This is a genomic window from Microbacterium sp. R86528 (genome assembly GCF_044596335.1).
In the GTDB taxonomy this organism is placed as follows: domain Bacteria; phylum Actinomycetota; class Actinomycetes; order Actinomycetales; family Microbacteriaceae; genus Microbacterium; species Microbacterium marmarense.
Window position 1 is genome coordinate 2309540 of record NZ_CP138996.1, and the last position, 13328, is coordinate 2322867.

General features: G+C 63.9%; 13 protein-coding genes. 5 read left to right on the top strand and 8 right to left on the bottom strand.

Annotated elements, in window-relative coordinates:
• Nucleotides 1–43 precede the first annotated feature (43 nt).
• The 3 genes from SJY18_RS10680 to galT all read right to left on the bottom strand — a co-directional run bounded on the left by SJY18_RS10680 (nt 44) and on the right by galT (nt 3354).
• A complete protein-coding gene (locus SJY18_RS10680) occupies nt 44–880 on the bottom strand; it encodes an alpha/beta fold hydrolase (RefSeq protein WP_396667542.1) in 837 nt (278 codons plus the stop codon).
• A 111-nt stretch (nt 881–991) separates the two neighbouring features.
• The gene (gene galK / locus SJY18_RS10685; RefSeq protein WP_396667543.1) at nt 992–2179 is read right to left on the bottom strand and encodes a galactokinase; all 1188 of its coding nucleotides are present in this window, start codon (nt 2177–2179) and stop codon (nt 992–994) included.
• A complete protein-coding gene (gene galT / locus SJY18_RS10690; RefSeq protein WP_396667544.1) occupies nt 2179–3354 on the bottom strand; it encodes a galactose-1-phosphate uridylyltransferase in 1176 nt (391 codons plus the stop codon). The genes galK and galT overlap by 1 nt, the downstream gene beginning before the upstream one ends.
• An 89-nt stretch (nt 3355–3443) precedes the next feature.
• Between galT and SJY18_RS10695 the strand changes: the two genes are divergently transcribed.
• Nucleotides 3444–4457, top strand: coding sequence for a LacI family DNA-binding transcriptional regulator (locus SJY18_RS10695; protein ID WP_396667545.1), 1014 nt, complete (start codon nt 3444–3446; stop codon nt 4455–4457).
• Here the strand turns inward: SJY18_RS10695 and SJY18_RS10700 are convergent.
• On the bottom strand, nt 4454–5155 hold the full coding sequence (locus SJY18_RS10700; RefSeq protein ID WP_396667546.1) for a ThuA domain-containing protein: 702 nt from the start codon (nt 5153–5155) through the stop codon (nt 4454–4456). The genes SJY18_RS10695 and SJY18_RS10700 overlap by 4 nt on opposite strands.
• 66 nt (nt 5156–5221) lie before the next feature.
• Between SJY18_RS10700 and SJY18_RS10705 the strand changes: the two genes are divergently transcribed.
• Complete coding sequence (locus tag SJY18_RS10705; protein ID WP_396667547.1) at nt 5222–6388, top strand: glycerate kinase; 1167 nt, start codon at nt 5222–5224, stop codon at nt 6386–6388.
• A 23-nt stretch (nt 6389–6411) separates the two neighbouring features.
• Here the strand turns inward: SJY18_RS10705 and SJY18_RS10710 are convergent, their stop codons facing one another.
• The 4 genes from SJY18_RS10710 to SJY18_RS10725 all read right to left on the bottom strand — a co-directional run bounded on the left by SJY18_RS10710 (nt 6412) and on the right by SJY18_RS10725 (nt 10822).
• Nucleotides 6412–7446, bottom strand: a complete 1035-nt coding sequence (locus SJY18_RS10710) for a LacI family DNA-binding transcriptional regulator (RefSeq protein WP_396668910.1) — start codon at nt 7444–7446, stop codon at nt 6412–6414.
• A 70-nt stretch (nt 7447–7516) separates the two neighbouring features.
• Nucleotides 7517–8404: a sugar phosphate isomerase/epimerase family protein gene (locus SJY18_RS10715; protein ID WP_396667548.1), complete on the bottom strand. Its 888-nt coding sequence runs from the start codon at nt 8402–8404 to the stop codon at nt 7517–7519.
• Nucleotides 8401–9618 carry a dihydrodipicolinate synthase family protein gene (locus SJY18_RS10720; protein ID WP_396667549.1) on the bottom strand — a complete coding sequence of 406 codons (1218 nt, stop codon included), beginning with the start codon at nt 9616–9618 and terminating at the stop codon, nt 8401–8403. Before SJY18_RS10720 ends, SJY18_RS10715 begins: the two co-directional genes overlap by 4 nt.
• Nucleotides 9619–9628: 10 nt before the next feature.
• Entirely contained in the window at nt 9629–10822 is a 1194-nt protein-coding gene (locus tag SJY18_RS10725) for a Gfo/Idh/MocA family protein (protein WP_396667550.1), read from the bottom strand.
• Between the two features lie 358 nt (nt 10823–11180).
• Between SJY18_RS10725 and SJY18_RS10730 the strand changes: the two genes are divergently transcribed.
• The 3 genes from SJY18_RS10730 to SJY18_RS10740 are packed head-to-tail and all read left to right on the top strand — an operon-like array spanning nt 11181 to nt 13249.
• Nucleotides 11181–12011, top strand: coding sequence for a DUF4397 domain-containing protein (locus SJY18_RS10730; protein ID WP_396667551.1), 831 nt, complete (start codon nt 11181–11183; stop codon nt 12009–12011).
• Nucleotides 12008–12673, top strand: coding sequence for a class F sortase (locus tag SJY18_RS10735; protein ID WP_396667552.1), 666 nt, complete (start codon nt 12008–12010; stop codon nt 12671–12673). The genes SJY18_RS10730 and SJY18_RS10735 overlap by 4 nt, the downstream gene beginning before the upstream one ends.
• 21 nt (nt 12674–12694) lie before the next feature.
• Entirely contained in the window at nt 12695–13249 is a 555-nt protein-coding gene (locus SJY18_RS10740; RefSeq protein WP_337337012.1) for a sigma-70 family RNA polymerase sigma factor, read from the top strand.
• The last annotated feature ends 79 nt before the right edge of the window (nt 13250–13328 follow it).

A 13328-nucleotide genomic window follows, 5' to 3' on the forward strand; every position in this document is an offset into this window, starting at 1 on the left:
AGAACGGCCCGGCGCGACAGCGCCGGGCCGTTCTTTTATCCGATCAGGCCTTAAGGAATGCGAGCAGATGCTCGTTCACTTCGGCGCTGTGAGTCCACAGCAGACCGTGGGGCGCGCCCTCGAGCTCGACATAGGTTGCCTGCGGCAGCAGTTGCTTGAAGCGCCGGGCGGTGGCGTCAATCGGAAGGATGTTGTCGGCCGTTCCGTGAAGAATCAGCGAAGGCACGTTGATCGAGGGGATGTCATCACGAAAGTCGGTCGGCCAAGTCAGCGGCGCCGCGGCGATCGCGGCATTTCCTGCCTGATTGGCGACCTGCACGCTCGCATCGACGGCGGCTTGCGAGATGCGCGAGCCGAGGTTTTCATCAAGGTTGTAGAAGTCGTTGAAGAATCCACTGACGAAGGCATAGCGGTCTTCGCGCACGGCCGCCGCGAATCCATCGAACAGTTCTTGTGGTCCGGCCCCGCCGGGGTTGTCTTCGGTCTTCAGCAGAAACGGTTCGAGCGAGCCGAGAAAAGCGGCCTTCGCTACGCGGGAACTGCCGTAGCGCGAGAGATAGCGCGCCACTTCGCCCGTGCCCATTGAGAACCCGACGAGCACGGCATCGTCGAGGTCAAGATCCTCAATCAGAGCGTGCAAGTCTGCGGCGAACGTGTCGTAGTCAGAACCCGCGGCGGTCTTCGTTGAGGCGCCGAAGCCTCGACGGTCGTATGCGATCACTCGATAGCCAGCGTCAAGAAGCGCCGCTTGTTGTTTGCCCCATGACTCGCCGTTGAGGGGAAAGCCATGAATCAGCACGACTGGCTGGCCTTCACCCTGGTCGGTGTAGAAGATGTCAACGTCGACCGAGTTCTCGGTCGCGACAGTGAGATATGCCACGTTCGCTCCTTTTGGCAGGGGACGGATGCTGCTGCCTAGCTCGACGCTAGGGCGCAGTATCCATCACCGCCAGAGATTTGCAAACATTCGCGGTCTGTGTTCAGCGATTGTTCACGCGTCTTTGCTGGCACCAACGGAAGGTGAGACAGTGAACGTCGCAGGTGGGGCAAAGCCAGCCTTGGCAAACGCCGTGGCGACCGCCGAGCTGATTGTTTCGACGTCGGCGCGGGCGACGAGCGCGATTGCCGCCCCGCCGAAACCGCCTCCGGTCATACGTGCCCCTATGGCACCAGCAGTGAGAGCGGCGTCGACAGCGGTATCGAGCTCGGGCACTGAGATCTCGAAGTCATCACGCATCGACGCGTGCGACGCGATCAGCAGGCCGCCGATCGATTTCGGTCCCTGCTCGCGCAGCACGCGCACAGTGTCGAGCACCCGCTGATTCTCAGTGACGACGTGGCGAACACGGCGGAAGGTGACGTCGTCCATCAAAGCTTCGGCGCGCGGAAGATCGTCGACGGTCAGATCGCGCAGGGCAGCAACATTCATGATGGAAGCCCCGCGCTCGCAAGATGCGCGGCGCTCGCCATAGCCGCCCGTCGCGTGTGAGTGCTTGACGCCGGTATCCATCACGAGCAGCTCGAGGCCGGCATCGGCAAATCCGAGGTCGACCACAGCGGCCTCGAGCGTGCGACAGTCGAGAAAGATCGCCGCGTCTGTGTGGCCGAGCATCGTCGCCATCTGATCCATGATGCCGGTGGGTGCGCCGACGGCCTCGTTCTCGGCGGTGCGGCCGGCCTGTGCCAACGCCACGCGGTCGAGGGTGATGCCCCAGGTGTCGGCGAGGGCCGACGCCGTTGCGCCTTCAATGGCCGCCGACGACGATAGTCCCGCGCCGACAGGAACATGCGAGCTGAATGCGAGATCGACTCCGGTGACGGTCGAGGCATCGACACCCGCCGCCCTCAGAAGCGCCCACGCGACACCGAGCGGATAGCGTGCCCACTCGACTACCTCGTCGCGACGGTGGGGAAAAAGCTCATCGAGCTGCGTCAGGGCAAACGCGACCGGCTTCTGGTCGAATGTCGACGCGACGCGGATCATCCCGTCGCTGCGCGTGGCGACCGCGGCATGGGTGCGGTGCTGAATGGCGAACGGCAGAACGAACCCGTCGTTGTAGTCGGTGTGTTCGCCGATGAGGTTCACCCGGCCCGGCGCTGACCACGTGGGTGCGGCCGAGACGCCGGTGATCGTCTCGAGCAGCGTCTGCGCCGCTGCTGCCGTGTTGGTTTCGGTCATCACGCGTGTACCTCAGGGATCGATTCGACGGCGTCTCGCAGCTTTGCGGCAGCGGTCTCGGGTGCGATGTCGCCAATCCAGGCGCCCATCGCGGCTTCGCTTCCGGCCAGAAACTTGAGCTTGTCTGCTGCTCGGCGCGGCGATGTCAGCTGCAGGTGCATGCGCACCGAGTCTCGTCCGCGGTTCACCGGAGCTTGATGCCACGCGGCGATGTAGGGAGTGGGGGTGTCGTAGAGCGCGTCGATGCCCCGCAACAGCCGCAGATAGAGCGGCGCCAGCTCCGTGCGTTCGGCGTCGTTCGTTTCGGCGAGGTCGGCGACGTGACGGTTCGGCAGCAGATGCACTTCGAGCGGCCACCGCGCGGCGAAGGGAACGAACGCCGTCCAGTGTTCGCCCGCGACGATCACGCGTTCGGAATTCTGCTCGAACTCCAGAATGCGCGAGAACAGGTCATCGCCCTCGGTCTCGAGTTGACGCAGCAGGTTCGCCGTGCGCGGGGTGATGTAGGGGTAGGAATAGATCTGGCCGTGCGGGTGCGGGAGCGTCACACCAATGGCCTCGCCACGATTTTCAAACGGAAAGACCTGCTGCACGCCCGGCAGCACAGACAGAGCGGCGGTGCGGTCAGCCCACGCTTCGATGACAGTGCGCGCGCGCGTAACGCTCAGTGTGCCGAACGATCCTTCGTGCTCGGGACTGAAGCAGACGACCTCGCAGCGGCCGACAGCGGTGCGGGTGCGACCGAGCCCCGGAGCATCCACATCGTCGAGACCCCGTGGTGCGTCGTCGCCGGCGGGAGCATCGCCGTGCGCGGTGGCCAGCGCCGGGCCGAACGAGGGGGATTTGTTCTCAAAGACAGCGACGTCGTATGTCGAAGGGATCTCTGATGGATTGGCTGCCGTCTGCGGAGCGAGCGGGTCGAACTCGGCCGGGGGCATGAAGGCGCGATTCTGACGGGATGCTGCCACTGAGATCCAGTCACCGGTCAACACATCCCGACGCATCGTCGCCGTCGCGGGGCGTGGATCAAGATCGCGGGCGTCGATGGCGCGTTCCGCCCCGAGCCTGGTGTCGGGGTCGTCGTAGTAGATCAGCTCGCGACCATCGGCGAGCAAAGTGGGGCGTTTAACGACCCCAGCGCCGAGGGTTTCGGAAGGCAGCGCGGGTGTGTTCACGTCAACATGCTAGCTGGGGCGCATGGTAACGTCAACATGGCACGTGTTGGGCGTGGAAGGCGGAGGATGCAGTGCAAAAACGAGTCTCGATGGCTGATGTTGCACAGCACGCGGGCGTTTCTGGCCAGACAGTCTCGCGAGTGGTCAACAACAGCCCGCGGGTTGATCCCGCGACGCGCGCTCGGGTCGAACGAGCCATGGCAACGCTGGGCTACCGACCGCATCGTGCAGCACGTGCCCTGCGCACCGGGCGCACGCACACCATCGGGCTCGTCGTGTCGACGCTGGCTACGGTCGGAAACTCGCGAATGCTGCAGGCGGTTGCCGACGCGGCGGCATCACGGGGATTTGCTCTCACCGTGGTCACGCTCGGTGCCAGCGATGATGTTTCGGCTGCGTTTGAGCGGCTTGTCGAGCAGGGAGTCGATGGCGCGATCGTCTTGAACGAGGCAACTGCCGCGGCGCGCGGCGCGCGAATCCCGCCAGGACTGCACCTGGTCGTGGTCGATTCGCTACCCGATGATCGATTTGTGGGCGTGCAGACCGATCATGCGGGCGGAGCGCGAGCTGCGGTCGAGCATCTGCTGCAGCTCGGCCATCAGGAGGTATGGCACGTGGCGGGGCCACGCGGATCATTTGCAGCCGAGCAGCGCGAGAGCGCCTGGCGCGATGTGCTCGTGTCTGCTGGTGCGACGGTGCCCAACGTCTTGCGCGGTGACTGGTCGGCGGCATCGGGCGCTGCGGCCGGCGTAGAGCTGGCCAAGGCGGGAGCGACGGCGGTCTTCTGCGCCAACGACCAGATGGCATTGGGAGTGCTGCGCGCGCTTGCTGAAGCAGGCCGTGAGGTGCCCGACGACGTTGCAGTTGTGGGTTTCGACGATGTCGACGATGCCGCCCAGTATCGCCCGCCGCTCACGACGGTGCGTCAGAACTTCGATGTGCTCGGCGAGCGAGCTGTCGCGATGCTGGTTCACTCCATCGACGGCACTGGGCATACTCGCGACGAGCATGATCGCGAGGAACATGATTGCGACGAGCATGATCGCGACGGGCGTGTCGCCACGACGCTGGTCGTGCGGCAGAGCACCCGCGTCGCGCGCTAAAGCTCACGGCGAGCAGCCCAGCGGGCGGCTCGCGCGATCAGCGTGCGCAACTCGGGTGACTCGTATGCGCCCGCATCGTGGCCGAGCGCCGAGACTGCCGCGCGGGTTGGATTCTCCTTCGTCCACACGAGCGGATGAGCCACGCCATCGAGCGAGTGCTCGAGCAACACATCAACGGGGCTCGTGAGCACCAGCCCCGAATACATCTCGTCGTGAAGGGTGAAGTCGTGGGCATCGGCCGTGATCGGATGGTCGGTATCGACGACGCGCACGACCGAATGGGCGATAGGCGGATGCCACGACACGCCTGGCTCCCATGAACCACCGATTACTTCCGACCACGCGGGGTAGTCGCGAAGTGACGAGACCGACGTATGTGTCGCCAGAACTCCGATGCCGCGTTGCAACGCTTCGGTCAGGCCTGCGGAAGCCGCCTCGATTGTGGCGGCAGGCACCGGCGCGAGGCCCTCAGGGACGTTGCGGGAAGGGTCGCCCGCGTTGACCACCAAGAGGTCGACACCCTGCAACTCGGCAAGCGCGATATCGGGGTCAGCGACTGCCGCAACTTGCCAGCCGTCGGCTTCGAGAATGCTGGCCAGCGCTGCCGATGTTTCGTCGAACGGATGCCACGGGTCGCCGTAGCGACCGGTTCCGGTAGCGATCACGGCGAGGGGCGGGTTTTCTCTGTCAGCATCCATCGCTACTATTGTGCACCGGATAACGCTTTCCTGCGCGTCCCCACCAAGACCGAGGAGAATGTCTGCATGGCACACACCGTCGTGATCGCTCCCGATTCGTTCAAGGGCACGATTGCTGCCGCCGACGCCGCAGTTGCAATTCGGCGTGGATGGCACGCCGTGTCACCTCGCGACGTTGTGCACCTGATGCCGATGGCAGATGGCGGCGAAGGTACTTTGGCGGCATTCGAAGCCGCCGTACCTGGAGCACGCCGAATGCCGGTGTCGGTGACTGGCCCTGAGAACACGGTTGTGGCCGCATCGTGGCTCTTGCTGCCGGCATCGGTCGAGGCCCCCCGGGGAACAGGCGTCGTCGAGCTCGCCTCGACAAGCGGCATAGAGCTCTTGGGTACTCCGTCTAGATTGCGCCCCCTCGACGCGCATACGCGCGGGTTCGGCGAGGCTATTGCAGCCGCTCTTGCTCACGGCGTTTCACGGTTGGTGTTGGGCATCGGATCGAGCGCCTCGACCGACGGTGGGGCGGGAATGCTCTCGGCTCTCGGCGCGCGACTGTTGGACGCCCACGGTGACGACGTCGCAGACGGCGGCCGCGGACTGGCTGATGTCGCAACGGTGGATCTCACCGGTGTGGCGGCGCTGCCGCCCGGCGGAGTTCACGTGCTGAGTGATGTCACCAATCCGCTTCTCGGCACGGGCGGTGCCGCAGCCGTGTTTGGTCCACAGAAGGGCGCGAGCGTTGATCAGACTGCTGAGCTGGATGCGGCACTCGCGCGCTTTGCCTCACTCGTCAATGCTGCCGACGTCGGCAGCGAGCAAGGCAGGCCGAATAGCGGCGTAGAGCTTGCCGCGATGCCGGGCGCGGGCGCGGCCGGGGGCACCGGGTTTGGCCTTCTGGTGTGGGGCGCCCGTCTCGTGCCCGGCTCTGATGCGGTCGCTGAACTCATCGGATTGCGTGAGGCCGTCGCCTCGTCGACCGTCGTCATCACGGGCGAGGGTTCGTTTGACGGCCAATCCGCCGCGGGTAAGGTTCCCGCGCACGTATCGACGATTACTGCTGGCGAAGCGGTTCCGGTCGCACTTGTCGCTGGACGCATCACCGTCGACGCTGATACCTCCGCGTTCGCGGCTTCGGTTTCGCTCACGGAGCTTGCCGGTTCTGCTGAGGCAGCTATGGGCGACCCGGCGCGCTGGCTGATTGAAGCGGGCGCTACGCTTGCGCGTCGCCTTGCCTAGTGCTCTCGGCTCGACGGGTGGCGCTAGCGGGCGGTGCGTTCGGGGGTACTGCCTCGCACGATGACTTCAAGCTCGAGCGGTGCGGCTGAAGCATCCCACTCTTCATCGACGACCGCATGCAGCAGGCGATACCCGAGCTCTTCGAGGGGAACGCGCACGGTCGTGAGCCCTGGGCGGATGTCTCGTCCGGTGGCGATGTCATCGAAACCGGCAACGGCGATGTCGGTGCCGACGGAGCGACCGGCATCGCGGATCGCTGACATCGCGCCGATTGCGACGACGTCGCTGATCCCGAAGATCAAGGTGCCTTCGGCGACACCGCCCGCGAGCAGTGCGGCGGCGGCGTTGTAACCCGCATCTCGCGTGAAGCCGCCGCGAACAATGGTGCGGATGGTGCCGCTGCCGTTCGCAGCAAAGCCTTCGGCGAAGCCGGCGATGCGGTCGTCGGAGGTGCGGATGCCTTCGGCGGCACCGATGATGATCGCCTCACGGTAGCCGCGTTCTGCCAGGGCAACACCGAGCGCTGCGGTGCCAGCGCGGTTGTCGAGCGGCACCGAGCGCACGTCTGCGGATGAGCGGCCGAGGGCCACGACGCGCCCACCACCCGCTGCGAAGGCGTCGAGCTCAGCGCTCAAGCCGGCAGCATCGGTCTTGTCGGTGCGGGATGCGGCGAGAATGAGGCCGCGAGGACGTTGCCCGCGCAGGGCACGCACGAGTTTCACCTCTCGCTGGGCATCTCGCTCAGTGATCGCAATCGTGACCACGAGTCCCGCTTCGTCGGCGCCACGCGCTACTCCCGAGGCAATCTGACCGAAGTAGGGGTCGGCGATATCAGCGACAAGCAGCGCGACGATCGCGGCAGTGCCCCGCGCGGTGGCTTGCGCCGAGAGATTGGCGCTGTAACCGAGCTTCGCCGCGGCGGATTCGACTCGCTCACGATAGCTTTCCGCAACCTTGCGCTCCGAACCGTTGAGCACCCGAGATGCCGTGGCCAGCGACACGCCGGCTTCGCGAGCTACATCGTTCAGGGTGGCAGCGCTTCGCGCCGGCGGGTTCATGTCGCTCACAGGGCCGAGTCTAGGCGTTTGTGCTCGGCTTCACCGTTTGGTTAGCAAGCGTTTTCCTGCTTCAGGCGTGCGATTGTTCGGTGCTGATAGGCGTCAGGTGTGGCGACACAGCCGCGGCGAACGCGGCGGCAGTGCGCTGCACGGCGATCAGCGGATCGGTGTGCCAGATCTCTTTGTTGAAGATCTCAACTTCGATGTCGCGGTGGTAGCCGGTCGCGATGACGGCGCGTGTGAGCGACTCGAAGTCGATCACACCGTCGCCCGGATAGTGCCGACTGAGCAGCACGTCCGCGGGAAGCGGAGTGTTCCAGTCGCAGACTTGGTATGTCGCGATGCGGCCTTCTCTGCCGGCACGCGCAATCGAGTCGAGCACGTCGGGATCCCAGAAGATGTGGAAGGTGTCGACGGCGGCGCCGACTGTCGCGGGGTCGAAGTCGTTTGCGATGTCGAGTGCCTGGCCGAGGGTGGAGATGACGCAGCGGTCGCTGGCGAACATGGGATGCAGCGGCTCGATAGCCAGCGTCACCCCAGCGGCCGACGCATGTGGGGCGAGCTCGCCGATTGCATCGCGCACACGTTCGCGCGCTCCGACGATGTCACGCGAGCCATCAGGCAGTCCTCCGGCGACCAGCACGAGGACCGCCGTTGACCCGTCTGCTCCCGCCGCGGCCAGCGTGGCTGCTTCTTCGATCGCAACAAGGTTGTCGGCGATCGATGCGCGGCGCTGCGGGCCCTCGGGCATGGTGAAGAAGCCGGATCGGCAATGCGTGGTGAACCGAAGCCCCGAGTCGGTGAGCATCGACGCGGCCGTGGCGAGGCCCACTTCTTGCACAGGTTCGCGCCACAGGCCGATCGCTTCGACTCCCGCCTGTGCCGTCACGCTCAACGCGGTTTTGAGATCTGCGTACTTGATCGTCGCCTGGTTGATTGACAGACGCGGGTCGATCACGAGAGCACTCCCGACACATCGATTCCATTGATGCGCAGCATTCCGTGCCAACGAATCGTGGCGAGCTCAGGCCGTTCGAGAGCGTTCGACGCATTCGCAAGCTCGATGATTCGAGACAGATGCGGCAAGCTTCTTGCGGAATGCAAGCCGCCGACCATTTGGAATGCCGGCTGGTGGCCGTTCAGCCAGGACATGAAGGCAACGCCGGTCTTGTAGTAGAACGTTGGCGCGGCAAAGATCTGGCGGCTGAGTTCTTCGGTCGGACCGAGAATCTCGAGGTAGCGTGCAGGATCGCCGGCGTCGAGCGCCTGGATCGCAGCCGATGCCGAGGTCGTCAGCGCGGCGAAGGCGCCTAGAAGAGCATCAGAGTGCTGACGCGCAGCGTTGGTGTCACGCGGTGGCTGAGTCGCGCCGGGAACATCTTGACCGCCGATGAGTCCGACATAGTTGAAGTCGTCACCGGTGAACATGCGCACGCCATCGGGCAAGCGCTCGCGCACCGAAACCTCCGAGGCCGCGTCGAGCAAGCTCATCTTCACGCCCGAGATCTTGGCGACGTTCTCATTGATGATCTCAAGCAGAACGTCGGCTGCGGTGCGCCAATCAACTGAGCCGAAGTATCCTTCGAGCGTCGGATCGAAAGCGGTGCCCAGCCAGTGCAACACAACGGGCGCTGTCGCCGACTGCAGTACCTCACGATAAACGCGATGGTAGTCGTCGGCTGATTGTGCCGCGCGAGCCAGATGGCGTGATGCCATGAGCACAGGACCGGCGCCCTGCTCTTCGGCGAAATGCAGTTGTGACTTGTAGGCATCTATCACCTCGTCGATCGAGATGTGCTCGTCGTCAACGTGGTCGGTGTTCACGCCGACCACGACCGAGCCACCCTCCTCGCGTGCGACCTGTGCTGAACGTGAAATGAGCTCGCGCGTTGCCGCAGCATCCAATCCCATATTCCGCTGCGCGGTGTCCATCGCATCGGCCACTCCTAGCCCCCACGCGTACGCGTGGCGACGAAATGCGAGCGTCGCGTCCCAGTCCACATCGGCGGGCTGTCCCGGGGTGTTGTCGGCGGAAATCTTCGGCACCACGTGGGCTGCGGCGTAGGCGACGCGGCTGCGCAGAGCGCCTTGAGGTTTGGTGTAGTCGGGCGCTTCAGCGAGGGCGACCGTAGAGACGGTGCCCGCGTGTGAGAGGAGGGTGAGGCTTGTCATGGATCGCGGATCAGTCGAGGTTGAGCTCGGCCAGCTCGACCTTGCGGCCCTCGCGACTCGATTGCAGGCCGGCCTCCGCGAGCATCACGCCGCGAGCGCCCGCGAGGAGGTCGAACTCATACGCTGTGCCCTCGACGTACGAGGTGAGAAACTCTTCCCACTGCTGGCGGAAGCCGTTCTGGAACACGTCGTTGGTGGGAACCTCTGCCCAGTCGTCGTCGTAGTTGTGGCTGTCGGCCAGGTCGGGGTTCCATACCGGCTTGGGTGTGGCGTTGCGGTGCTGGATCTTCGCTCCGAACAGGCCGACAACCGCCGAACCGTGGGTGCCGTCGACGTGAAACTCGACGAGTTCGTCACGGTTCACGCGCACGGTCCAAGACGAATTGATCTGAGCCACCGCCCCGCCCGCCAGTTCGAAAATGCCGTACGCAGCATCTTCAGCGGTAGCCGTGTAGGGCTTGTCGTTCTCATCCCATCTCGTGGGGATATGAGTGGAAGCCTGCGCATAGACGGTCTCGACTTTGCCGAACAGGTTCTCGAGCACGTAGTTCCAGTGCGGAAACATATCGACGATGATGCCGCCGCCGTCTTCAGCGCGGTAGTTCCAGCTGGGACGCTGCGCAGGCTGCCAGTCACCTTCGAAAACCCAGTATCCGAATTCGCCGCGCACCGAGAGGATGCGGCCGAAGAAGCCGGAGTCGATGAGGCGCTTGAGCTTCTGCAGACCCGGGAGGTAGAGCTTGTCGTGCACGACGCCGGTCTTGACTCCGGCTTCGCGTGCCAACTGCGCCAGCTCGAGCGATTCCTCGACCGACTCTGCCGTGGGCTTCTCGGTGTAAATGGTCTTGCCCGCGGCGATTGCCTTGCGCAGCGCGGTGGCCCGAGCTTTGGTCACGAGGAAGTCGGCGTAGATCTCCCAGCGGGGGTCGGCGAGGGCAGCATCGAGATCAGTGGTGTAGTCCTCGATGTCGTGCTTGGCCGCCAGCTCGGCGAGCTTGGCTTCGCTGCGGCCTACGAGAATCGGCTTCACTGTGACCTTCGAGCCGTCGGGCATCTCGATGCCGCCCTGGTCGCGAATCGCAAGGATCGACCGCACCAGATGCTGGCGGTATCCCATGCGGCCAGACACGCCGTTCATGATGATGCCGATCTCGCGTACCTGCGGGCGAGCGGTGGGTGCTGAGGCGACAGTCGTATCGGTCACGCCGGTCCTGCTTTCTTCTCGGAGCCATCACGCAGATGGATGGGTAAACGCTTTCCCATAGTAAAGCACGAGATCGGATGCTTCGCAAGCGCTTTCCCGCTCGCGATGCGCATCCACAGTTTCTGGGCCCGCCGTTGCTGCTGGGGGACAGCAACGGCGGACTGACGGGCGAAATGCGGGAGTCCAGCAGTCACGCGTCAAAGAGGTGTTCCGGCCGGCGGCTCCATTTGGATGCAGAGTGCCTCAAAAAGAATCGAGATTCAAAAACTTTCTGTTGCCTGCATCCAGATCGCCTTCTCGCAGAGAAACAACTGAGCAACGGCGCAATGATCGCGTCGACATCTACGAGGAGGAAATAATGCGTAAGACAGCAGCAGGTATCGCAGTCGGCCTTGTCGCCGCGCTCGGCCTCGCCCTACCGGCGTCCGCCATCTCTGAGACCACCGCAGATCTTTCGGTACTGCATGGAATCCCGGACACCCCGGTCGATGTATATGTGAACGGCGAGCTGACGCTCGACGATTTCCAGCCCGGTGATCTCGCGGGGCCCCTTGATCTTCCTGCCGGAGACTACGAGGTTGCGCTGACGGCGACCGACGCAGCTGACGACAGTTCGCCCGTTCTCGGTCCCGTGACTCTCACCCTTGAGGCGAACATGAGCTACACCGCTGTGGCCTATCTGAGCGAAGACGGCGAACCGTCGGTGACAGCGTTCGAAAATGACCTGTCAGCAACCGCTGCTGGTGAAGGCCGACTCACGGTACGTCATGTCGCTGCTGCACCGGCAGTCGACATTCTTGCCGGTGACACCGCAGTGATCACCGGACTAACGAACCCGAACGAATCGTCGCTTGATCTTGCCGCGGGCACCGTGTCAGCTGCCGTCGCACTGGAAGGAACCACCGACCCGGTCATCGGCCCGGCAGACGTCGCAGTAGACGAAGGGGCGCTTACCGTCGTGTATGCGTGGGGCAGTGCTGAAGCTGGCAACCTGGACCTTGCTGTTCAGACGATTGATGGACTGCACTCCAGCCCAGACGGTGTGCCGTCGGGATCGGCTGGCTACCTCGCGCAGCGTGATGCTCAGCAGTCGGGACTTTTGATCGCGGGCGGCTTGGCACTCGTTTCGGCCATGGCTGTCTCGGCGCTGATGGTCGCACGTCGCCAGAAGGCAAGCGACCGCGCATGATCTTTGACATACCGCGAGAGCGACCCATCGCGCACCGAAGCTGGCTCGCCGTTTCGGCGATGGCGCTCGCTCTCGCGGTATGTCTCAGTGCGTGCACAGCGCCAGCATCCGAAGCTGAGCAGCCAGTTCCAGAACCGACTCAGACGGTCACGGTCGCCCCTACCGCCGCTGTGGACGTACCTGTGACATCAAGCAAACCCGCCGCAATCGCCGAGGTTGTCGCGCCGGTCACAGTCAGCATCGACCAAATTGGTGTGAACATGCCTATCGTGCCTGTGGGAGTGGACGCCAGCTCGCAGATGGAGCTTCCAGAAGATCCCGCAGTGGCAGGATGGTACAGATTCGGGCCGGATGCTGACTCTGACTCCGGAAACATGGTGCTCTCAGCACACGTGGACGCCCCGCAGTTTCCTATCGGGCCGCTCGCGGGGCTTCGTGACGTCAGCAAAGGGGAGAGCGTCGTGATCACAGATGACAGCGGGGGAGTCACCGAATACGTCTTCACGTCGGTCACGTACTATCCAAAGACGAAGCTTCCTGTCGACGAGATATTTGCTCGTGAGGGCGAACCGGCGCTAGTGATCATCACGTGCGGCGGTCCATTCGACTCTTCGACCGGACGCTACCGCGACAATGTTGTTGCTGTCGCGGTGCCGGCGTGATGTAGAGCGAAGTAGATCGACATGGAACAACCGAGCGAAGAAAGCGCCCTCGCATCGAGGTTCGGCGCGGGAGATGAACGCGCCCTCGAAGAGGTGTACCGACGCTGGTCACCGGTGGTCTTCACCCTCGCGCTGCGATCGCTGGGCGATCGTGGCGACGCCGAAGATGTCACACAACGCACTTTTGTATCGGCATGGACGTCTCGAGAATCGTTTGATGAGCGCAAGGCCAAACTGTCGACTTGGCTTGTAGTGATCGCTCGTCGTCGGATCGCTGATGCCCATGAGTCACGGGCACGAGTGAAAACAGTGCAACAAGAAGTTATGCGAATCACTCGACCAGACGACCTCGTGGGCGAACCCCCAGACTTGGCGGAGTCGATTCTTGTGGCGAACGAGATCGATCAACTCGAACCCGATGCGCAACAGGTTGTGCGCTTGGCCTTCTTCGATGATCTGACGCACGCGCAGATCGCGCAGCGGCTCGATATGCCGTTGGGAACTGTCAAGAGCCACATCCGAAGAAGCTTGAACCGAATGCGCGAACGATTGGAGGTCACGAATGTCGCATCTTGACCCAGAACAACTTGCTTTGCTCGCACTAGGCGAGCCTGCGGCTTCAGTGACCGACTGTGGTCATTTGTCAACGTGTGAG

What these genes read in the sequence shown, in the direction of transcription:
- SJY18_RS10735 (WP_396667552.1), top strand. Translation starts at nt 12,008, where the DNA reads ATGATCTTTGACATACCGCGAGAGCGACCCATCGCGCACCGAAGCTGG.
- SJY18_RS10710 (WP_396668910.1), bottom strand. Translation starts at nt 7,446, where the DNA reads ATGAACCCGCCGGCGCGAAGCGCTGCCACCCTGAACGATGTAGCTCGC.
- SJY18_RS10695 (WP_396667545.1), top strand. Translation starts at nt 3,444, where the DNA reads ATGGCTGATGTTGCACAGCACGCGGGCGTTTCTGGCCAGACAGTCTCG.
- SJY18_RS10720 (WP_396667549.1), bottom strand. Translation starts at nt 9,618, where the DNA reads ATGACAAGCCTCACCCTCCTCTCACACGCGGGCACCGTCTCTACGGTC.
- galK (WP_396667543.1), bottom strand. Translation starts at nt 2,179, where the DNA reads ATGACCGAAACCAACACGGCAGCAGCGGCGCAGACGCTGCTCGAGACG.
- SJY18_RS10740 (WP_337337012.1), top strand. Translation starts at nt 12,695, where the DNA reads ATGGAACAACCGAGCGAAGAAAGCGCCCTCGCATCGAGGTTCGGCGCG.
- SJY18_RS10705 (WP_396667547.1), top strand. Translation starts at nt 5,222, where the DNA reads ATGGCACACACCGTCGTGATCGCTCCCGATTCGTTCAAGGGCACGATT.
- SJY18_RS10700 (WP_396667546.1), bottom strand. Translation starts at nt 5,155, where the DNA reads ATGGATGCTGACAGAGAAAACCCGCCCCTCGCCGTGATCGCTACCGGA.
- SJY18_RS10730 (WP_396667551.1), top strand. Translation starts at nt 11,181, where the DNA reads ATGCGTAAGACAGCAGCAGGTATCGCAGTCGGCCTTGTCGCCGCGCTC.